General features: G+C 48.7%; 16 protein-coding genes. 9 read left to right on the forward strand and 7 right to left on the reverse strand.

Features of this window, described 5'->3' with window-relative positions; all coding sequences use genetic code 11:
- Nucleotides 1-88: 88 nt before the first annotated feature.
- The 3 genes from AC4PME_RS14015 to AC4PME_RS14025 form a co-directional block, all read right to left on the reverse strand.
- Entirely contained in the window at nucleotides 89-1,945 is a 1,857-nt protein-coding gene (locus tag AC4PME_RS14015) for a putative bifunctional diguanylate cyclase/phosphodiesterase (RefSeq protein WP_491045701.1), read from the reverse strand.
- A gap of 178 nt (nucleotides 1,946-2,123) precedes the next feature.
- Nucleotides 2,124-3,041 (reverse strand): LysR family transcriptional regulator, encoded by a 918-nt coding sequence (locus AC4PME_RS14020; RefSeq protein ID WP_119500983.1) that lies wholly within the window; start codon nucleotides 3,039-3,041, stop codon nucleotides 2,124-2,126.
- A gap of 131 nt (nucleotides 3,042-3,172) precedes the next feature.
- Entirely contained in the window at nucleotides 3,173-3,523 is a 351-nt protein-coding gene (locus tag AC4PME_RS14025) for a rhodanese-like domain-containing protein (RefSeq protein ID WP_491045702.1), read from the reverse strand.
- A 206-nt stretch (nucleotides 3,524-3,729) separates the two neighbouring features.
- Between AC4PME_RS14025 and AC4PME_RS14030 the strand changes: the two genes are divergently transcribed.
- The gene (locus tag AC4PME_RS14030) at nucleotides 3,730-4,050 is read left to right on the forward strand and encodes an ArsR/SmtB family transcription factor (protein WP_119500985.1); all 321 of its coding nucleotides are present in this window, start codon (nucleotides 3,730-3,732) and stop codon (nucleotides 4,048-4,050) included.
- 44 nt (nucleotides 4,051-4,094) lie between these two features.
- Here AC4PME_RS14030 and AC4PME_RS14035 read toward each other — a convergent pair whose 3' ends face one another.
- Together AC4PME_RS14035 and AC4PME_RS14040 are read right to left on the reverse strand one after the other, a co-directional pair.
- Entirely contained in the window at nucleotides 4,095-4,844 is a 750-nt protein-coding gene (locus tag AC4PME_RS14035) for a PRC-barrel domain containing protein (RefSeq protein ID WP_491045703.1), read from the reverse strand.
- 223 nt (nucleotides 4,845-5,067) lie between these two features.
- Nucleotides 5,068-5,424 carry a MaoP family protein gene (locus AC4PME_RS14040; RefSeq protein WP_491045704.1) on the reverse strand — a complete coding sequence of 119 codons (357 nt, stop codon included), beginning with the start codon at nucleotides 5,422-5,424 and terminating at the stop codon, nucleotides 5,068-5,070.
- Nucleotides 5,425-5,740: 316 nt separating this feature from the next.
- Between AC4PME_RS14040 and AC4PME_RS14045 the strand changes: the two genes are divergently transcribed.
- The 8 genes from AC4PME_RS14045 to AC4PME_RS14080 all read left to right on the forward strand — a co-directional run bounded on the left by AC4PME_RS14045 (nucleotide 5,741) and on the right by AC4PME_RS14080 (nucleotide 17,147).
- Nucleotides 5,741-5,905 carry a hypothetical protein gene (locus tag AC4PME_RS14045; RefSeq protein ID WP_474845595.1) on the forward strand — a complete coding sequence of 55 codons (165 nt, stop codon included), beginning with the start codon at nucleotides 5,741-5,743 and terminating at the stop codon, nucleotides 5,903-5,905.
- 126 nt (nucleotides 5,906-6,031) lie between these two features.
- The gene (locus AC4PME_RS14050) at nucleotides 6,032-6,865 is read left to right on the forward strand and encodes a LysR family transcriptional regulator (RefSeq protein WP_491045705.1); all 834 of its coding nucleotides are present in this window, start codon (nucleotides 6,032-6,034) and stop codon (nucleotides 6,863-6,865) included.
- Between the two features lie 246 nt (nucleotides 6,866-7,111).
- Complete coding sequence (locus AC4PME_RS14055; RefSeq protein WP_491045706.1) at nucleotides 7,112-8,263, forward strand: peptidase M16 family protein; 1,152 nt, start codon at nucleotides 7,112-7,114, stop codon at nucleotides 8,261-8,263.
- 8 nt (nucleotides 8,264-8,271) lie between these two features.
- A complete protein-coding gene (locus AC4PME_RS14060; protein WP_303574529.1) occupies nucleotides 8,272-8,637 on the forward strand; it encodes a DUF2750 domain-containing protein in 366 nt (121 codons plus the stop codon).
- 58 nt (nucleotides 8,638-8,695) lie between these two features.
- The gene (locus tag AC4PME_RS14065; RefSeq protein WP_119500991.1) at nucleotides 8,696-8,929 is read left to right on the forward strand and encodes a DUF2789 family protein; all 234 of its coding nucleotides are present in this window, start codon (nucleotides 8,696-8,698) and stop codon (nucleotides 8,927-8,929) included.
- Between the two features lie 172 nt (nucleotides 8,930-9,101).
- A complete protein-coding gene (locus AC4PME_RS14070) occupies nucleotides 9,102-11,267 on the forward strand; it encodes a S46 family peptidase (protein ID WP_491045707.1) in 2,166 nt (721 codons plus the stop codon).
- Nucleotides 11,268-11,410: 143 nt separating this feature from the next.
- Nucleotides 11,411-12,718 carry a ribonuclease J gene (locus AC4PME_RS14075; RefSeq protein ID WP_491045723.1) on the forward strand — a complete coding sequence of 436 codons (1,308 nt, stop codon included), beginning with the start codon at nucleotides 11,411-11,413 and terminating at the stop codon, nucleotides 12,716-12,718.
- Nucleotides 12,719-12,980: 262 nt separating this feature from the next.
- Nucleotides 12,981-17,147, forward strand: a complete 4,167-nt coding sequence (locus tag AC4PME_RS14080) for an EAL domain-containing protein (protein WP_491045708.1) — start codon at nucleotides 12,981-12,983, stop codon at nucleotides 17,145-17,147.
- A 63-nt stretch (nucleotides 17,148-17,210) separates the two neighbouring features.
- Here AC4PME_RS14080 and AC4PME_RS14085 read toward each other — a convergent pair whose 3' ends face one another.
- On the reverse strand, nucleotides 17,211-19,469 hold the full coding sequence (locus AC4PME_RS14085; RefSeq protein ID WP_491045709.1) for a xanthine dehydrogenase family protein molybdopterin-binding subunit: 2,259 nt from the start codon (nucleotides 19,467-19,469) through the stop codon (nucleotides 17,211-17,213).
- Entirely contained in the window at nucleotides 19,466-19,921 is a 456-nt protein-coding gene (locus AC4PME_RS14090; RefSeq protein ID WP_474881590.1) for a (2Fe-2S)-binding protein, read from the reverse strand. Before AC4PME_RS14090 ends, AC4PME_RS14085 begins: the two co-directional genes overlap by 4 nt.
- Between the last annotated feature and the right edge of the window lie 51 nt (nucleotides 19,922-19,972).

Raw genomic sequence — 19,972 nt, forward strand, 5'->3', positions numbered from 1 at the left:
TTAGTCCTTTAGTAAAAATTATTGTCGCAATGTACGTATTACAGGGTGTCTGCGGATTAAGATCACGCTTTATTTTATAATTATAAATTCAGTGACCGCCGGTGTGAATGCGGCTTTGCGGTGATGTCAGGGAAGTACCGTCCTGCATCACAGAAAGGATGTCTTTTGCCGGCATGGGTTTGCCGTAAAGATAGCCTTGTGCGATGTGACAGTCCAGCCGGGTCAGCAGGCTGGCTTGTTGCTGTGTTTCCACGCCCTCGGCAATCACGTCGATCCCCAGGTTACGGCATAAAGACACAATCCCTTCCACTATTTTTGCGTCACGGTTTCCTTCAGCCAGACCACGAATAAATGACTGGTCAAGTTTGACAGTATGAATATCCAGTTCCCGCAAGTAGGCAAATGAACTCATGCCGGTACCAAAATCGTCAATCGATGTGGCAATACCCATTTCTCTGAAATCTGACAGTACACGGCGACTTACCGCGATGTCCACCATCGTGGCGCTTTCAGTGAGTTCAAATTCCAGTAAGGCCGGTTTAATACCTGACTTTTCCAGCAAACTACGGACAAAGGGGATAAATGCGCTGTCCATTAAATTATAAGCAGACAGATTGACAGAAACAGGTAATTCAAACCCGTAGGATGACCAGGTTTTGATCTGATTGACCGCCATTTCCACCGTGTAGCGGGTAAAAGCATGAATAATTCCGCTCTGTTCGACCAAATCAATGAATAACGAGGGTTGCAGTAGTCCTTCTTCAGGGTGCTGCCACCGCACAATGGCTTCGGCGCCTGCCAGCCTGCCACTGCCAATTTCTACTTTGGGCTGATAATGCAGAACAAATTCTTTATTGTGCAATGCAGAGCGAAGCTGACTGCGCAACGTCACTTTAATGGTGCTGTTATATGCCAGTCTCTCATTATAAATTTGCACGCCAAGACGTAATTTCTTGGCCCTGTGCATGGCGTTCTCTGCGTTCCTGATCAGCATTTCGGGGTGATGACCATGCTCAGGGAAGCAGGCAACACCAATACTGCAACTGACCTCAAATGCACTGTTTCCGATAAATAACGGCTCGCGGCAATCGTACAGCAGGGTAAACGCGCGGCTGAGTACATCGTCTGCCGGCAGATCAGGGTGCCAGATAACAAATTCATCACTGCGGTAGCGATATACCTTGACGCCTTTTCCGGCAATATTTTTTAACCGTTGTGAAAAAGCAAACAACATTCTGTCACCCATCGCGTGTCCGAGCGCATCATTTATTTCTCTGAAGCGGTCGAGATCAAGAAAAAACAACGCGCCATGGGTTGAATTGAAGGTATCACCGGACAGCAGTGCATTGCGGTTGGGAAGTTTGGTCAATGCGTCCTCAAGAGCCAGTCGCTCCAGCGTGTTATTAGCCTGCTCAAAGCGGCGGGCAATGAAGGCGGACATCAGCAGAGCAGCCCACACTGCAACCCAAAACGTAATAAAGCCGGCGACAGAAAGGGTGTTGACTATCTGTGAGGATATCTCAGTGAGATCTTTTGTGCGCCAGATAACGGTTAACGGAGCTTCATCTGCGGTTGAAGGCAGTTCACGGATATACAGACGCAGGTTATTAAATTCTGTGACCGGCTCGTCTGAGTTTGCCGTCAGTGTGTCAGGAAGGTCAGCTATGCCGGGCTTTTGATACAAGATTACCGGACCCCGCTTCACCATCATTACCGCATCAGGCATGAGTTTTTTGTTGATGGCCGGCTGACTGGCAAGGGTGCTGATAAATGGCATCTGGCTGTCGAAATACTGTTTTTCAAAATCGGTTTCAAGCTCAATCAGAATACCATGGCCGAGGTAGCACAATACGCCTATCAGCAGCATTGATAAGCCTGTGGAGCCTGCCAGCAAGCGCTTGCGCAAGCTGGCTTTATTATGTTGAATTTCGACTCTATGCGGCATTGATTGTGGTATCCGCTTTGGAAGGCTGAATCTCAGGTGCAGACCCTGAGGTTCCGGAATAACAATAAATGATGGTATGTGGCACGGGTCCCTCCTTTGTTATTATTTTATACGGGACCTGTTTGTTATACCTGCTTACGCTTTTTGGGGCAACTTTTGCGCCCGATTTGCGTGCTGTTTAACGAATTAAAAAGCCTTCCGCTTCTGCTGTGGGAAGATTCATTGACTGATAGCGCAGTTCGCCAATAAAAGCACGGGCAGCGGGTCCGAGACGGTCTCCGTCTTCAAAACAAAGATACAACAGGCCTTTACGTATACCGCTGGTCTCCATCGGAAGTGGTTTCAACAGCCCCTGATTCAGCTGTGGCTTGATAATAGCCAGTGGCAGCCATGCGAAACCCAGACCTTTGCATATAATGTCGATTGATGTACGTACGTGGCTTACTGTCCAGCGTTGGTCGGCACCCAGCCAGCCGGATTCGGCTTTGCGTTCTGCAGACGAATCCCGCACCACTATCTGACGGTGAGATTTCAAATCTTCTACGGTCAAAGCACGTTCAAGCTGATGCAGCGGATGGTCCGGGTGGGCAACGGCAACAAATTCAATTTCGCATAAATCTTCGCTGAAACCGTTTTTAACTGCAAAAGGTGAAATAGCAATATCCACTTCAGCAGCTTTTAATAATGAATTTGCACCGTTAAGTACGGTTTCCATCAGCTCTATCCGTAAAAGGGGATATTCCTGAGAGACTTTATTTAAAACATTATATAAAAGCGTAGGCGGGAAAATAATATCAACAGCAATGCGTAATTGCGTCTCTGTGCCACTTTGCAGGTTCGTCGCAACGGCTTCCAGTTTGTGCGCTTCATCAAGGAGAAAATTAGCACGGCGCAGCATTAAGTCACCGGCCTCTGTTAATTTAACTTTTCGCCCGTCATTTTCAAATAAAGTAATGCCAAGGGCTGTTTCAAGTTTTTGAACGGCGTGATGCACACTCGACTGACTTTTATGTACCAGCTGAGCTGCCTGATTAAAGCCACCTGCATCCACGACGGCTTTAAACATCCGCCACTGCTCTAACGTTGCTTTCAACATAATTTTCCGTGTCTGTCTTTAATCAACCACTAAGGTAACTTTGCTTCTGTTTCTGATAATCAGTTTACCTCAGAGCACACGCTGGTAAAACACGAAAGCATAAAACCTTATCAACCGGTTGCGCAGGTCCGTCATTCAGGGAAGTGTTTACAAATATCTATAACAGGACAGGTGATCACAGAGACATTTTCGTATCCCATCAATGCAAGTTGTTCTGCAGCCAGTTTGGCACGGACCCCTGATGCGCAATGTAAATAAACCGGTTTGCCGGCGTCAGGGAACTTTTCGGCCATCTTCATCTCTAATATCCCCCTGGGGAAATTGATAGCGCTTTCAGACGGTTGGTTCTGACATTCACCCGGCTCACGAACGTCAATCAATACGCCATCGTTGCCGGCGCATTCCGACGCTGCCTCTTGAGCATTGATAATTCGTAAGGGCAGGGTGATAGAAGCAATGCGTTCCTGAATCGTCTTCAGCATGGTTATTCTCCGGAAATGGTCGGGTCATGACAGTCATGCCCCCCGATAGTGATAAAATTCACAATATAAGCTAAATGTAATATAGCTTGCGGTAAATAAACAGTGGTAATACCTTGGAACGCATGTTATTTACGATGAACATTGTTGATAAGTGAGAATCATTTACGCTTTAATACCCACAAATAAATAATAAAGAAGTACTACTAATGACAGCGACTGCAAATAACATTGACACAGAAGAATTGTTATCCCATGCCTCCGAGGCAGAGCGATATTTAAAGCAATTAGCGAACAAAACCCGCCTAATGGTGTTGTGTTCTCTGCTAAATGATGAATTTTCTGTATCTGATTTACTTACCCGGATTCCGGTAACTCAGCCGGTACTTTCTCAACATCTGGCACTTTTACGTGAGGCCAACATGGTGGCCACCCGTCGTGACGGGCAGACAATTTACTATAGTCTTGCTGACGACAGAGTGAAGCAGACTATAGGCCTGCTTTATGGTTTCTTCTGTGCTGCAGAGTGACATCTCCGGTTCTTATTGAATAAAGGCGGCGGCTGCCGCCTTTATTAATTTCGATCTGTCATTAAAGGTTTACTTGCCAGAGACGCAAGGTAGTCGGCGTCATCAAGGCGGTCATCATCCACTTCCGGTAATGCCATCAGGTCATCGTGACTGACGTTCACATGAATCTTATGCGTCGACCAGTCGATGTCTTTTATCAGCGCGGGTGCGAGCGCAATTTTTTTCCCGCCGGGCAGCCAGTTTCGTGTATCAATAATGAAAAGCTGAATGGCCCAGTTGCGTTTGTCGATGACAAAATCACATACGTGACCTGTGTCCTCGCCCTGTGCACTGATATCGTACCCGTTTACTTCGTCGCAGGACCGCAAGTGATTTTCAGGCTTGCTTTCCAGGCTGTCCATGTCGTCCTGCATACTTTGCTGATCAACAAGCTCTGTAGGATGTGAGAAGTCGCCCCAGGCACCCGGACCCGTCCAGTAATAGCCGTAACCGAAATATTTAAACAAGATTTCTTCATATTCCCGCGATAACGGTTTGTGGTCGTCGATGGATGGACTTTCTTTCAAAGCATCTTTGGTCATAGACACATAAAGTTTTTCTTCTGTGTCATTCACCTCAGTAAGTGAAATGGGGGAGAGTACTACTTTGCGGCCAAGGGGCAGCCACTTGTGTGTGTCGGCCACAAAATACCGGATAACGAAATCCTGATCATCAAACAAAACATCTTTGCACTGACCAATATCGCCGTCAGTGGCATGAATTCCGAATTTTGTCAGGGTATTAAAAGCAATCATCTTTTTGTCCTTTTTGCCTGCTTAAACCATAAGCGCAGTGAAATCTCAGTCTTACAAGTACTGAGATTGCACGGGTATACATGCTGTTTCGTACAGGCAATCTAAAAAGATCACAAAAAGCTGCGGGAAAAAGTAAAAAGTTAAGGCGTGAATAAAACGGCAAAACCTGACCGGTTCCGTGAAAGAAACCGGGCAGGTTCATAAAGATGGCTGTGAAGATGAATCAGGCGACGTCGAATGTTTCGTCTGAGTAGTCATCATCAAATTCGGCCGCGTTGCTGGCCGAACTGTGTAACGTGTAGAAGTTACGTTTTCCACGGGCAAGGTGTACGTACTTTTGCCACGCTTTTTCCAGTCCGTTCTCAGCCGGAACAGTACCGGAAATGAAAGCGACAAAGTGTTTTTCATCATCGGATTCAGGTTGTATTGTGCCTGATTCCAGATCACACAAAGTTTTACCGTAACGGGTCAGCAAGTCGGCCTCAGGAATACTGAAGTCTCCGGATTTTTTAAAACCGTACGGAAATTTTACCCTGTCGATGAAGGGCTTTGGAGCTGGTCGGATATCAAACGTTTTCATGGCGAAGTCTCGAAAAGGAGTAAACTCAGCAGACTTTTAAATCAATAAAAACATCATGGGAAACAAATTTTTTTTACCTTTAAGATAAATAATTTTGAATGTGCTTTTGTCAGGACGACAAGCACCGTGAGCAGTCCGGGAAACGGGCTCAACGGGGAAATCAGACCTTTAACGCTACACTAGTGAGGTAGCTCATGAACAGAGGGTGGTTGATTTTTGTTCAGTGAAATTATTCATCGTCACGATGATTAATTTTTGTTTCCCATTTTTGTCAGCACACTGATAATGGAGATGTGGCAATAACTATGAGACTGCAATGAGTAAAGACTATCGTTACCAGCGTGAAGAATGGGACTCGGTAGAAGATGGTGACCTTCACGGCAAAAAAAGCCAGGACCGTCGTCATCAGGTGAAAACTAAGCAAAAGCGTGACGTTCAGCGTCGCGAAAAACAGCGAAGGCTTCACCAGGAAAGTTACTGATAACACGCGATTAATGTTATCTGAGCAACGCATCAGTTTTCTGATGCGTTGTGTACATTTTTGTTTTACAACCATAGAAAGCTGTGAGACCGTATACCCTGTAACGTGACTCGCTGTGTAGCATCTATGGATATCCGCTTTTTATCTACCTTTCTTGAAGTTGTTAAGACCCGGCATTTTGGTAAAGCCGCAGAGAATCTTTATCTGACGCAATCTGCTGTCAGTGCCAGAATTAAATTGCTGGAAGAGTATTTTCAGACCACTTTATTTATACGCCACCGCAACAGTATTCAATTGACGCAGGCTGGTGAGAAACTCCTTCCTTTCGCGCATCAACTGACCGACACGCTAAAAGACGCCAAACGGGAGCTGCAAGCCGAATCCGGTGAGTTTGTGGTGTGCGCCGCTACCCAGCTGGCCAGTGAAATGGGATTCACCTCTGTGCTGGGAAAAGTTCATCAGGCATTTCCTGACTGGTCTGTAAAAGCCGAAGTGCTTACGCTGGACAGCTTATCCCGTCAGCTTCATGAAAGAACCATCGACATTGCATTGTCTTCAGAACCGCTGAAGTCTGAAGAAATTCTGAGTACCGAGTTGTTGTGTGAACCCCTTGCTATGTTTGCTTATGGTACTGAAGCAGATGAGCCTGCGCCGAACACCTATGTGTCTGTAGAGTGGGGCAGCAAAGTCAGGGATAAGTTACAGCAAATCAGTCCTCAGCTCCGTGATGCCAGACTCAGTACAAATTCTCTCCGGCTGGCTGCCAGCAGCCTAACTGAAGAAGGCGGCTTTGCGTTGTTACCGGAATCGGTTGCAAAAAAACTGTTACCGGCCGGGGAACTCCGTTGTGTCAGTACCTTTGAGGATCTCTCTGCGACGGTTTATCTTAATACAATGAAATCGGTTAAACGTCCCGGGCTACCCGCACTGCTCGATTTACTCACATCCGCTCAAGTGTGATATTACGGTATCTTCCGGTCACTCACCTTTTTATTTACATCGTCAGACTGGCGTAATACCAGTCTGAATCTGGCATTTAATTCTGTTTGGGTTATGATACCTGGATGCGGTTAAACTTTCGCCAGGCTGGCGGATGAAAAGTTACCGTTTATCTCTGTGTCTGACGGATTTAGCACAGATGAGAACCAAATCATTATTAATACTGTATTGACTGACAGAATATGCGGCCATGGAAGGAGTAAAAGCATGCGTTGTCTGAAAATATGGGGTCTGGTAATCGCGTGTTTGACCTCATGGGCGTTAACAGCCTCTGTTGAAACTGTCTCTGCGGAACCAGTTCCGGCGAAATATTCCTCATCTGTTACCAGTGCGGCACAGCTACAGCCTGCCAACGGCGAAGTGTTCAATTCTGTTGCTCACGGCGCGATAACGTTCACCCTGGAAAATGGCCTTAACGTGGTCATGCTGCCCATGGATACAACAGCCGCCGTCACCTTACATTTGCAGTTTGATACAAACCGGTATCCTGATAAACCTTTGCCCGGATTACCTGCGCTGGTTTTCGACGTACTGGCAGCAAATCCCGCTTTGTCAGATTTTAACGGTGATCTCCGGCTGGTCAGCGGCGCCCGTACCAGTCAGGTGAGCGTGGATACGTCCGGCGAAAAAGCTGTGGAAGCGGCTAATGTGCTGGCACAGGCTGTACGCTATAACGGTATTGATGAAGACATTCTGGCAAGAACAAAAGCCGAACACTGGCGGAACTATGAAATTGCCGGTTTGCAAAAAGCCACCGGCATTGAGGCCGGTAATTTAAGCCGCGGGACAGTGCAACCGGAAGTGGTTTCATTTTTGAATATCACTGGCGATGATATCCGCAACTATGTGACTGACACACTGGTGGCCAGCCGTGCCAGACTCTTTGTGGCAGGAGATTTTATGCCGGATAAAATGGAACAGGCCATACGACAGGCATTTGCCGGCATGCCGGCCGGAAACGCAGGTGCGTCCGCCGGTGAAAATCGCTATGCGGGCTACACGTTAGTTCACCGTGAAGTGGCAACGCCCGCCAGCCGGTTAACAGCAGCCTTTGCACCGGAAAAACGCTTAATGGCGGAGGATAAAACTGCTTCCAGCTTTGTGTTACCGCAACACCAACGCGGTGAATTAATTAATCAGTTAGCAAATCTTTACGCTTTTGACTTGCAGGAAAGAAGTCTGACCCAATATATCAGCTATATTCATCAAAGATCAGTCGTCCGGTCTGGCAATACTGTGGAGAGAAATCCCATGGCAGATTCATTATCAACGGGTAATGGAAAGCCGGAATATCAAACACAGGATGATAAGCCGGATGCTGAAAAATTTAAGTCAGATAACCGCTTGCCGGTTCTGTAAGGAAATGTATGTCTTTATCTCACCCTCTACTGGAAGTCAGTGCTGAAAAACGCCTTCAGGCCACCGTTGAATCCGTCATTGAAAATGGCGAGGTGTGGATTTTAAAAGATGACGATGGTTGTGTGATGCTCACTTCTGATGAAGAAGACGGTGTGCCGGTATGGCCTGATGAGGCGCTGGCTGCACTCTGGGCTACGGATGAATGGTCTCACTGTGAGCCGTTACGTATTTCCCTGCAGGACTGGATGCAAAAGTGGACACCGGGCCTGTTGAAAGACGCGCTGGTGGTCATGGTTTGCCCGGTACCGGGTGAAGAAGGCGAGATTATTGAGCCGGATGTTATGGCGGAGAAAATTCTCGCTGCAAAAGGCTGATCGCAGGGGCTGCCTCTTACGTTAAAACCGTATCAGAAATGAATAAAAGGAGCAGCCCATGTTATTGCAACAACCCACAATGCAGGATCTGTTCGCTCAACTCGGTCTGGACAACAGCGACGAAGCGATTGAAAATTTTGTCGAAAAACACCGGGGTTTGAACGACAGCAGACACATTGAAGATGCACCTTTCTGGAATGATGCACAGGCTACATTCTTGAGAAGTGCGTTGCTGGAGGATGCTGAATGGGTCGAAATTATCGATCAACTGAATGCCGAACTGCATCATTAAATAAAGTCACGCCCTGCATATGACAGGGCGTTTTTTTGCTCTTCCCTGACACATTTTCTCACACTCTTTAGCGTCTCAACGCGAACCAGTGTCCTTTTGCAATTTCCATTCTGATGTCTGCCGGGTAAACTAGGGACGTAGAATAACGATGGAAAAAAGCAAAGGAATCAAGATGTCCCGAAAAACAATCATTGCTGCGTCAGTGGCAATTTGCTGTGCAGCGCTTCCGGCACTGGCAAAAGAAGGTATGTTTACCCCTGAACAGCTCCCGCAAATAGCCGGTGACCTTAAAAATACCGGTCTGGAGATTTCTCCTGAAACTCTCTCTGACTTAACCGGATTTCCCATGGGCGCGATTGTTTCCCTTGGCGGTTGCTCTGCTTCGTTCGTTTCCGGACAGGGTCTGGCCGTTACCAACCATCACTGTGCCCGGGGCTCAGTGCAGTACAACAGTACACCTGATAACAATTATCTGGAAAACGGTTTTCTGGCAAAGGAACTGGCAGATGAGCTGCCGGCTGCACCCGGCACGCGCATGTTCGTTACTGTGGATTTTGCCGATGTGACCAGTCGGGTGACCGGCACGCTCAGTGAGGATATACAGGGACGGCAACGCTACGATGCCATCGAGCAAAACCGCAAGGCGATTATTGCTGAATGTGAAGCAGAGCCCGGTTACCGCTGTTCCGTGCCGGCTTTTTTCCAGGGACTGGAATATAAATTAATCAAGCAAATGGAAATACGCGATGTACGCATCGCCTATGCACCGGCGGAGTCCACCGGAAAATACGGCGGTGAAATTGATAACTGGATGTGGCCCCGCCACACAGGGGACTTCTCATTTTACCGCGCTTATGTGGGACCGGACGGAAAGCCGGCAGACTACAGTGAAGATAACGTCCCTTATCAGCCTGCCCAAATACTCAAGGTCTCTGCAGCCGGACTGGATGACGGCGATTTTGTGATGGCCGCAGGTTATCCCGGTTCGACAAACCGTTATGCCAGACTTTCACTGGTTTCCTATACGTTTGACTGGTTGTATCCCACATACCTTGATTTGGTGGGGCAGTGGGTGGATACCATCAAGGGCGCCTCTGAAGAGGGCAGTGATGCGCGGATAAAGTATGATGCCTTGCTCGCCAGCCTGAATAATTTCCTGAAAAATACTCAGGGACAACTTGAAGGCGCTAAGCGGGTGGGACTGGTATCGCGCCGCGCTGAAAGAGAAGAAGCACTGACTTCCTGGCTTACTTCGCAGGATAAAAATGCCCTGGTTGACAATATCACTCAACTGGACAGCGTCATGGAAGAACGCATCAGAAATAACAAGCAAAATTTCTGGTATAAAAATTTGTCCCGTGCACAGTTATTGTCAGTGGCGAAACAGCTTTACCGCAATTCTATAGAAAGTGAGAAACCGGATGCTGAACGTGAACCGGGTTTTCAGGAGCGGGACCGTTCACGGCTGGAAGAAAGCCTGACCCGGGTTGACCGCCGCTTTGATGCCGCTGTTGATAAAGCGGTATGGAAAAAAATGATTTCTCTTTACATGGCTCAGCCTGAAGACGCCCGGGTGAAAGCCTTTGATAATGCAATGGGTCTGAAGGCCGCAGCTGATAAAGGAAACCTGGATGAAGTACTGGATACTTTTTATCGTGAAACTACACTGAAAGATACTGAAATGCGGGTGAACTGGCTTAAGGCCGGTCGCAGTGAATTTGAGCGCAGTAAAGATCCTTTCATTCGTCTTGCTGTGGCGTTGTATGACACTGAAATGCAAATCGAAGATGCCACAAAAGCGCTGCAGGGACAGTCTGCTGCCTTGCAGCCTTTGTACATGCAAGCCATTATTGACTGGCAGAAATCAAAAGGTAGCCTGGCGTACCCTGATGCCAACAGTACACTGAGGGTGACCTATGGAAATGTACTCGGCGGCTCGCCAAAAGACGGCTTAATCTATGAACCGTTTACCCGTCTTGAAGGTATTTTAGAGAAAGACACCGGGGAAAGTCCCTTCAATGCACCGGCAAAATTGTTGTCGCTGATTGAAGAAAAGCAGTACGGACCTTATAAGCTGGATAGTATTAACAGTGTGCCGGTCAATTTCCTTACCGATCTGGATTCCACCGGCGGTAACTCAGGCTCTGCAACGCTGAATGCCAATGCTGAGCTGGTCGGCTTGTTGTTCGACGGTACATTTGAAAGTGTTAACTCAGACTGGGATTTTGATCCCCGTACAACACGTACTATTCATGTTGATGCGCGATACATGCTGTGGGTAATGGAATATGTAGACGGCGCAACCAATCTCATTGATGAAATGACCATCGTGAAATAATTGCCCGTTCTGACTACGTACGGCCTGTGATTGACAGGCCGTTTTTATTTTAACTTCTTGATGGGGAGGTGATTATCAGTTCACTTAATCCGGCAAAAGATGATTTATGGTTTATTCCGCTGGGCGGTACCGGTGAAATTGGCATGAACCTGAATCTTTATGGACACGACGGACAGTGGTTAATGGTGGATTGCGGCGTCTCTTTTAATGAGTCTCTGTATCCGGCTGCTGAAACGGGCGTCACAAAAGATGCCTTATTTTCCGTTGTCGCGCCGGATCCGGAATTTATCACCTCCCGCAAAGAGCAACTGGCCGGGCTGGTGATAACCCATGCTCATGAAGATCACGTCGGTGCGGTTCCTTACATCTGGCAACGGTTTCGTTGTCCTGTTTATACTACGCCGTTTACTGCCGAAGTGCTGCGCCGCAAACTGGCAAGGGAAAATATGGCCGGACGGGTGCCAATTATTGAAGTGTCGGAAAACAGCACCCACACGATTGGACCTTTCACCGTGCGCTGGCTGGCTATCACTCATTCCATTCCGGATCCCTACGCCATATTGATAGACACCTCCGCAGGTAAAATTTTTCATACCGCTGACTGGAAAATTGATGCGCAGCCTGTGTCAGGCAAGCCTTTTCAGCACACACTGTATCAGGCCCTGCAGGACGAAAACATTCTGGCCATGGTGGGGGATTCCACCAACGCATTAAAGCCGGGCGTGTCACTGTCAGAACGTAATTGCTTCGATGGCTTGTTATCAGTCATCAAGCCATTGAAGGGCAGAGTAGTGGTAGCCTGTTTTGCCAGTAACATCGCCAGACTGATTTCTCTTGCACGGGTTGCTCAACGGACCGGGCGTTACCTTGCCCTGCTTGGCCGCTCACTCATCAACATGGTCAGCATTGCCAGGGCTCAGGGCTTCTGGCCGGAAGATATTACGCTGGCAGATCCTGAACATATTGGCTACTTACCACCCGAAGAAGTGCTGGTGGTGGCAACAGGCAGCCAGGGGGAGCCCCGGGCTGCGCTCTCCCGTCTGGCAACAAACAGTCATCCGCAACTGGAGCTGGCCAGAGGCGATCATGTTATTTTTTCCAGCATAGTGATACCCGGTAACGAAAAGCCGGTAGAGCGGTTGCTGTCCCGTTTTGCAGCCATGGGAGTCAGTACGTTGCTCAGTGAAGACAGTCCCCTTCCTGTTCACGCCAGCGGTCACCCCTGTGCTGAAGAGCTTAAGCTTATGTATCACTGGGTGAAGCCGGAAATTGCCATTCCTGTACATGGCGAAGCTGCACATCTGCAGGCCCATGCAGATATTGCAAAATCATGCGGTATCCGGAAAACCTATGTGGGCACCAATGGTGATCTTTACCGCCTCGCTCCTCAGGCCGGTATCAAACGCGGCGCGGTGAAAGCCGGCCGGATCCCTATCAGGGAAAAGGACTGACACGTATTAACAGCTTCTTATTTTTCAATGAGGTATGTAAATTTATCCTCAGGTCAGGCAGTGCCGCTTTCAATTATGTGCAGAATCGTTAAACTGCACACCATAGACAAATAGCAATTGCGGTTCGCTGTGTCAGACCGGTAAAAAAACGGTGCACGGCGAAGTTGTCAGGCCCGGTGAGGCCTCTCATGTCTAAGTGAAACGACACCTGATGATAACAATGAAAATAATGCGCCAGTTCCCGGACATCAGGGAACGATTAATGACACTGTTGTTTTTTATTCTGTTTTTTCTTACCGGCACGGTGAATGCCGCTCCTCTTATCGAAGATCCCACTTTTTTACAGCTCGGTACCGCCGATGGTCTGGCTCAGGACAAGGTTCAGGATATCGTGCGCGACCGTGACGGATTTATCTGGGTGGCGACAGAAGGGGGCGTGAGCCGCTGGGATGGTTACCGTTTTGTTACCCTGGAAGGGCCGGACGGCTTGTTCGTCAACAACGAAATCCGCAACTTGTTTGTCGACAGCAGCAATCGACTGTGGGTTTCCACTTACTCTGACGGCGTTTATTTTTTTGATTTAAACAGTAACCGTTACCAACTGGTCAGCAGAGTCAGTTATTTTGATGAAGAAGGGTGGACGCAAGGTGCTGATGCCTTCGAAGAACTGGCGGACGGTTCTATGGTGGTGGCGCTGGAACAGCACATTATCAGATATTATCCCAAAACCGGTGAAAGTACTGAACTGTATCGTCTTACCAAAGAGCATATCGGAGAGGGGAACGTAATCAGGGATGTAAAGAGTATTGGTGACCAGCTCTTTATCGCCACAAGTTACGGCCTGGAAGTTATGTCACTGTCAAAAGGGCTGGCAAGTCTTAAAACCCTCAACTATCTGCCTGCCGGTGATATCTCCAATCTCTCTGTTAATACAAAGACCTTATATACCCCTTCTCCGGATACATTATTTATCGGCACGGTAGGGGGGCTTTTTTCAATCCCGGTGACTGGCTTTACCGAAAAAGATGGTGATGTTATTGAGGTTCAGGGCAGCCGTGTCGTTAAAGATCGCAATATCTGGACAATGACACCGGCCGGTAACGGAGAGTACTGGCTGGGCACAGACCTGGGACTGTTCAGGTTGTACCGTGAAAATGACCAGTGGCAAAACAGCCATATTCTTTATCCTCATGCAGGCATCATTGCGCTGGCTGACAAAAGTATCCGCAGCTTGTTGTCAGATGAGCAGGGGAACTTATGGATGGGCAGCGTATATGGTGGTCTTTTGTTCTGGTATGCCAAGCCATTGGGTATCGAGACGTATCAGAACACCATTCGTGACGATGAACCGGTCGTGGCGGATAACACCGTGTGGTCATTTTTGCAGGAAGACGACATTCTCTGGGTGGGTACCAAAAACGGATTAACAGCATTCAATCTTAAAACAGAAGAAAGCCGGCATTTCCTTCGTGAAAATGATATCGCCAACAGCAGCGATGTCAGTATTATCATGAATATCTATCCTGCACCGGGTGACAATTTAATTCTGGAGACATACAGAGGACTGCGAATGTTCTCTAAGCAAACCGGAAAAATCAGTCTGCTGCCGGCACATACACCGGAGGCTGAAAAAGTCTTAAACGATTGGAATTTTGGCACAGCAACGGACAACGAAGGCCGCATTTATTTTATTTCCCGCGGCTTCTGGCGCTACGACCCGGCCACAGAAAAACTGGAATCTCTGCCGCTGGATATTGAAGGCATTAACGCCAATTATTCCTTTACCTTTCTTGGCGCAGATAAGCGCTACCCCGGCAAGATCTTCTTGTCAGTGAGAGACGCCGTTCTGATGGTAGATACCACGGATTTCGGGATCCGCGATGTCTACCGGTTTCCTGAAAAGGAACGCAATAATATCAGCGCGGTTACCAGTTTCATGGTCGACAGTCACGACGTACTCTGGCTGGGCTTTCCCAGTTACGGCATGGTGGGTTTAGACGCTGAAACCTTTGCTGTGAAAACATACCTGAACGGAACAGAGTCATTGTTCACAGACATTGTTTACAGCCTGACCGGAGATGAAAGCGGGAACATCTGGTTTACTACCCATGGATTCCTCGGGCGTTATTCACCCCTTTCCGGTTCTGTAGAGCGGTACCGTTACGGAGAAGACATCAGAGTCTCTGAGTTTAATGATGGCGCAGCGTTAAAGCTCAGTGACGGACGGCTGGTATTTGGTTCTACGGCCGGGTTCGTGTTGTTTGATCCGGAAAAATTGCTGGATAAAGCAAAGCAACGGGCCCGTAGCGTGAAAAAAATGGTGATCAGCAATGTGTTGCTGGATTCCCGCATGATCCATGAACCCATGCGAAACCTTAGTGGTGAACATGTTACGTTTAATCATGACGACTACGGCATTACTATTCAGTTCACTGCGCTGTCGTCCAGTTACAGCCGCGATACAACATTCCGCTATAAGCTCGTCAGAGAAAATTCGGTGGTCAGTGAGTCGGTCTCCAAAAATGGCAGTGTCACGTTTGCATTCCTGTCTCCGGGCGAATATCACTTTGATGTGTCTCCGTTAAAGCAGGACAACGATGTGGTGCTGCTACCGGCTTCTTTGTCTTTTACCATTCCGTATCCGCCGTTACGTTCACCGGTGGCTTACAGTATTTATTTTTGTTTTCTGCTGCTTTTACTTGCCAGTTATCTTTTTCACCGGCAGCGTCAGCAAAACCGTTTACATCAGGCGCAACACCAGGTGCGTTTGTTCGGTGACGCGTTTCAGCACACCCGTGACTGGGTAATGATTTTCGACAACGCCTATATGCCAGTGGCTGTGAATCCTTCATGCTGTGCTGCATTCGGGCTCGACAGCGACAAGGGACTGGAACGCCAGCTGAATCGTATGTTTGAGAACTCGCCGCGACTGGGTAAAACGTTGAGGGAAAAATTATCTGTACTGAAAGCCGGCGAGTTCTGGAAGAGCGAAGAAAGTCTCACCGGTGCTGATGGCCGCCATTATGACGTGCTGGTTGAAGTCTCTGTGACCGGCACGATGACTGATGTGGATAAAATCGACCATTACCTCATTATCATGTCAGATATTACGGAGCAGAAAAACGCCGAAAGAAAGCTTATTAAAGTGGCGAACTACGACAGTCTGACCGGTCTGGTTAACCGGACACTGTTGCTCGAAAGGCTTGAACAAGCGATTGAGCGTGCCAATCACCATGGCAGCGAGGTGGGCGTATTGTTCGTCGATCTGGACAGGTTTAAAGGCATTAATGATTCTTTAGGACATGATTATGGCGATAAGTTGCTCAGGATTGTTGCCAACCGCATGCTGAATCTGGCATCACCGGACGATACTGTAGCCAGACTGGGCGGTGATGAGTTTGTTATTGTGACTGAAAATGTTACTGACAGGCAAAAAGTCGGTGAGTTTGTCGGTCACCTGATTGAGTCCGTAGAAACCCCTATCGCCCTTGGCAACGAAGTAGTGCGGGTTTCTGCCAGTGTGGGGATTTCTTTTTATCCCGAAGATGCCTCTGAGCCTGCTGAATTGCTGAAACAGTCGGATGTGGCCATGTATACGGCGAAGAAAGATACTGTGTCCGGCTTCAGTTATTTCACTGAAGATATGAATGCGAAAGTCCGTGACAGACTTAAGCTGGAAAACAGGGTGAAAAAGGCCTGGCAGGAACAGTGTTTTTACAATCATTATCAGCCCATCATTAATGCGAAAACCGGCAAAACTGTCGGGGTCGAATTGCTGCTTCGTTGCTCACTTAATGATCCTCCTTTATACCCGTCCGAATTCATTCCGGTACTGGAAGAGTTACGTTATGTGATTGATGTAACCCGTGCTGCTATGCAGGGCGCCGTAGAAGATCTGAAAACATGGTATGCGGACGGCTTTGAGGGGTATGTGGCAATTAATCTCTCAGCTTTACACTTTAAAACCGAGTTCGATATTGATGGTGTGAAAGCCTTGCTGGATGAGGCCGGATTGCCACGGAGTGCATTGCGCTTCGAGCTTACTGAAGGGATCCTGATGGATGATGCGGAAGGTGCTCTCCGTCAGGTTAACCGGTTTATCGAAGCCGGTTTTGTGCTGGCACTGGATGACTTCGGTACCGGCTATTCATCATTGAGTTATCTGAAAAAATTCCCGCTTCAGGTACTAAAAATCGATAAGAGTTTTGTCGATGATATTGAACCCGATGGCAGTAACGATGCGCTGGTGCTGGCGACCATAGAAATGGCAACTAACCTGAATATGCGTTGCGTCGCTGAAGGGGTAGAAGAAGCCGGGCAGGTAGAATATTTACTTGAGAAGGGATGTATTTACCATCAGGGCTATTATTATTCCCGCCCTGTAGAGGCGAAATATGTGCCTGAATTACTGAACCGGCAATGGTCATAGCCATTCACCTGTTATAACCGGCAAAATGCCTGTACTGAGTACAGGCATTTTACTTTTCAACGCTTAGCTTTTCAGGTTGAGTTTTAATGGTAACGGCAAGGTTTTAAAACGCTGGCCGGTAGCGGCAAATAACGCATTGCACAGCGCCGGCGTAAATGGCGGCGTCGGCGGCTCACCGACACCGGCTGCCGGTGCATCACTGTCGACGATATCAATCTCAAAGTGTGCCGGTGCATGTTGCATGCGCGCCACGGTGTAATTGTGGAAATTGCTCTGATCTATCGCCCCGTCTGTGGCTGAAATCTGCCCCAGCGCACAGCTCAAACCATAAACAGAACCCCCTTCACACTGCGCCCGCACGTGTTCCGGGTTCACAATGGTGCCGGCATCAATACTGACCCAGGTAGCCGGAATACGCCACGTACCGTCTTCTTTCACTTCTATTTCCACCACGGTTGCGGTGTAACTTAAAAATGAGCGGTGGGCTGCCAGACCGAGGTAGCGACCCTGTGACTTCCGTTTATCCCAGTCTGCCATGGCCGTCACTCTTTCAATTACATTGATCAGGCGGCCAGTATCCACAGGGTATTTTTCAATGGGATCGCCATAATTTTCATACGCCGCGCCTTCCGCTTTTAAGTCAATCAGACGGGCAGGGCCAATGAGTGACAGCAGATGAGCTTTGGGATCCTGACCGGCGTGATGGGCCAGTTCGTCAGCGAAACTCTGCACTGCCCAGGCATGGAAAATATTGCATACGCTGCGTAGCCAGCCGATCCTCACATGGTTAACCGCTTCACCTTTTTGCAGCAACATATTCTCGATACTGAAAGGGTTATCCATGAATCCCAGACTCAGCTCGCCGTTTGATGGTGTGGTAACGCCGCCGGCGAAGGTGGTGGAAATTGACGGAAATGCGGTGCAGTGTTGCCAGGCCAGCGTTTTTCCATTTTTATCCTGCGCAGCTTTAAGGTGCTGGGCACTCACACTATGATAATAACCATGCTGAATGTCGTCTTCCCGCCGCCAGATAAGCTTAACGGGAGCGCCGGTTTGCTTTGAAAGCAGTGCGGCTTCAGCAGCATAGTCCGGCTTTGACTTACGTCCGAAACCGCCACCGAGCAAGGTCACATTGACCGTCACATTGTCAGCCGGGATCCCAAGGGCGCCGGCCACGTTATTGCGGGTAGCCTGAGGTGTTTGTGTACATGCCCAGATTTCAGCTTTATCACCCTGTACGTGAGCTGTTGCCGCCGGCGGTTCCATAGGCGCCTGTGCGAGAAGGGGGGCGAAGTAAGTCGATTCAATAACCTTGTCTGACGATGCCAGTACAGCCGGAGCATCTCCTTTCGACCTGACGGTTTCGCCGCCTTTTTGGGCTGAGGCAATGAGCGCCTGCTTTTCATCTTCAAACTGATAATGGCTATGTTCGTTTTGTGTCCACTCTATGTTCAACGCTTTTGCGCCCTGCATGGCAGACCAGGTGGACGCGGCCACGACAGCAACACCACCTAACGGATTAAACATGGCCGGTGCTGCAGCAGCCGGCATGGTGATAATATGTTTAACGCCGCTGACCTGTTTCGCTTTGCTGTCGTCCAGCGATTTTACCGTCGTGAACATGACAGGAGGGCGCACAATGACAGCGGTAAGCATACCTTCACGTTGCACATCCTGACCATATACGGTGCTTCCGGCTACCACATCCGGTAAGTCGACACTGGCAATGCCCTTGCCACTGTATTTCAAGGCGGACTTTTCCTTAACAGTGACATCTGCTTCATCGGGTACAGACAAGGTTGCTGCAACAGGAACCAGACTGGCAAAGCCGGCTTTGCGGCCTGTTGGCTTGTGTACTACGAAATGGTTTTCACAAACGCACTCACTGCTGTCAATTCCCCAGCCTTTCGCTGCGGCTTGTCTGAGCATCAATGCAGCGGTTGCGCCTGCTGTTCTCAGCCGGTCGTAATTCCGGCGGATACTTCTGGATCCGTCTGTATTCTGGTCACCGTAAACCGGGTCGCCTGTTGCCTGAGTCACCTTGACCATGGACCAGTCGGCATCCAGTTCGTCAGCAATGATTTGCGCAATGGCGGTGCGGATTTGCTGACCCATCTCCGAGCGGTGGCAGGTGACAGTAATCACACCTTCCGCACTGACAGACACAAACAGGTTCGGCGCAAGACGCTCTGCTGATGTGGCCATTTCTGCGCCCAAGGCATGAGAGGCCGGCAGCAATGTCACGGACAGGGAAAAGCCACCGGCAGCGGCAGATTTTTTCAGAAACGAGCGGCGTGACAGATTCAAATCAGACGTAGTCATTTTCCTGCCTCCGCTGCTTTTTTAATGGCTTTTTTAATTCTGGGATACGTACCGCACCGGCAGATATTGCCCGACATGGCCCGTTCGATGTCTGCGTCATCAGGCGAAGGATTAGAGGCAAGCAGAGAGGCTGCCTGCATAATCTGACCACTCTGGCAGTAGCCACATTGGGGAACATGTTCTTCCGCCCAGCTAATTTGTAACGGGTGAGCATTATTTTCATCCAGCCCTTCTATTGTGGTGATCGTTTTACCGTCTGCTGCAGACATGGGTAACTGACAGGAACGCGTAGCCTGACCATCCAGATGTACAGTACATGCGCCGCACAGTGCCATGCCACAGCCGTATTTCGTGCCGGTCATCTTCAGATCATCACGGATGTACCACAGCAGGGGCATGGCCGGGTCGCCGTCATACTCCTGAGTTTTGCCATTAATTGTAATTTTCATGATTTCGCCTTGTTTGTTCATTCCTTGTTCCCAGGTCAGTGCCGGGAGCGAAAA

The organism is Alteromonas sp., from assembly GCF_984505615.1.

Coding starts and splice junctions, on each gene's coding strand:
- AC4PME_RS14015 (WP_491045701.1), bottom strand. CDS start 1,945: ATGCCGCATAGAGTCGAAATTCAACATAATAAAGCCAGCTTGCGCAAG.
- AC4PME_RS14020 (WP_119500983.1), bottom strand. CDS start 3,041: ATGTTGAAAGCAACGTTAGAGCAGTGGCGGATGTTTAAAGCCGTCGTG.
- AC4PME_RS14025 (WP_491045702.1), bottom strand. CDS start 3,523: ATGCTGAAGACGATTCAGGAACGCATTGCTTCTATCACCCTGCCCTTA.
- AC4PME_RS14030 (WP_119500985.1), top strand. CDS start 3,730: ATGACAGCGACTGCAAATAACATTGACACAGAAGAATTGTTATCCCAT.
- AC4PME_RS14035 (WP_491045703.1), bottom strand. CDS start 4,844: ATGATTGCTTTTAATACCCTGACAAAATTCGGAATTCATGCCACTGAC.
- AC4PME_RS14040 (WP_491045704.1), bottom strand. CDS start 5,424: ATGAAAACGTTTGATATCCGACCAGCTCCAAAGCCCTTCATCGACAGG.
- AC4PME_RS14045 (WP_474845595.1), top strand. CDS start 5,741: ATGAGTAAAGACTATCGTTACCAGCGTGAAGAATGGGACTCGGTAGAA.
- AC4PME_RS14050 (WP_491045705.1), top strand. CDS start 6,032: ATGGATATCCGCTTTTTATCTACCTTTCTTGAAGTTGTTAAGACCCGG.
- AC4PME_RS14055 (WP_491045706.1), top strand. CDS start 7,112: ATGCGTTGTCTGAAAATATGGGGTCTGGTAATCGCGTGTTTGACCTCA.
- AC4PME_RS14060 (WP_303574529.1), top strand. CDS start 8,272: ATGTCTTTATCTCACCCTCTACTGGAAGTCAGTGCTGAAAAACGCCTT.
- AC4PME_RS14065 (WP_119500991.1), top strand. CDS start 8,696: ATGTTATTGCAACAACCCACAATGCAGGATCTGTTCGCTCAACTCGGT.
- AC4PME_RS14070 (WP_491045707.1), top strand. CDS start 9,102: ATGTCCCGAAAAACAATCATTGCTGCGTCAGTGGCAATTTGCTGTGCA.
- AC4PME_RS14075 (WP_491045723.1), top strand. CDS start 11,411: ATGAACCTGAATCTTTATGGACACGACGGACAGTGGTTAATGGTGGAT.
- AC4PME_RS14080 (WP_491045708.1), top strand. CDS start 12,981: ATGACACTGTTGTTTTTTATTCTGTTTTTTCTTACCGGCACGGTGAAT.
- AC4PME_RS14085 (WP_491045709.1), bottom strand. CDS start 19,469: ATGACTACGTCTGATTTGAATCTGTCACGCCGCTCGTTTCTGAAAAAA.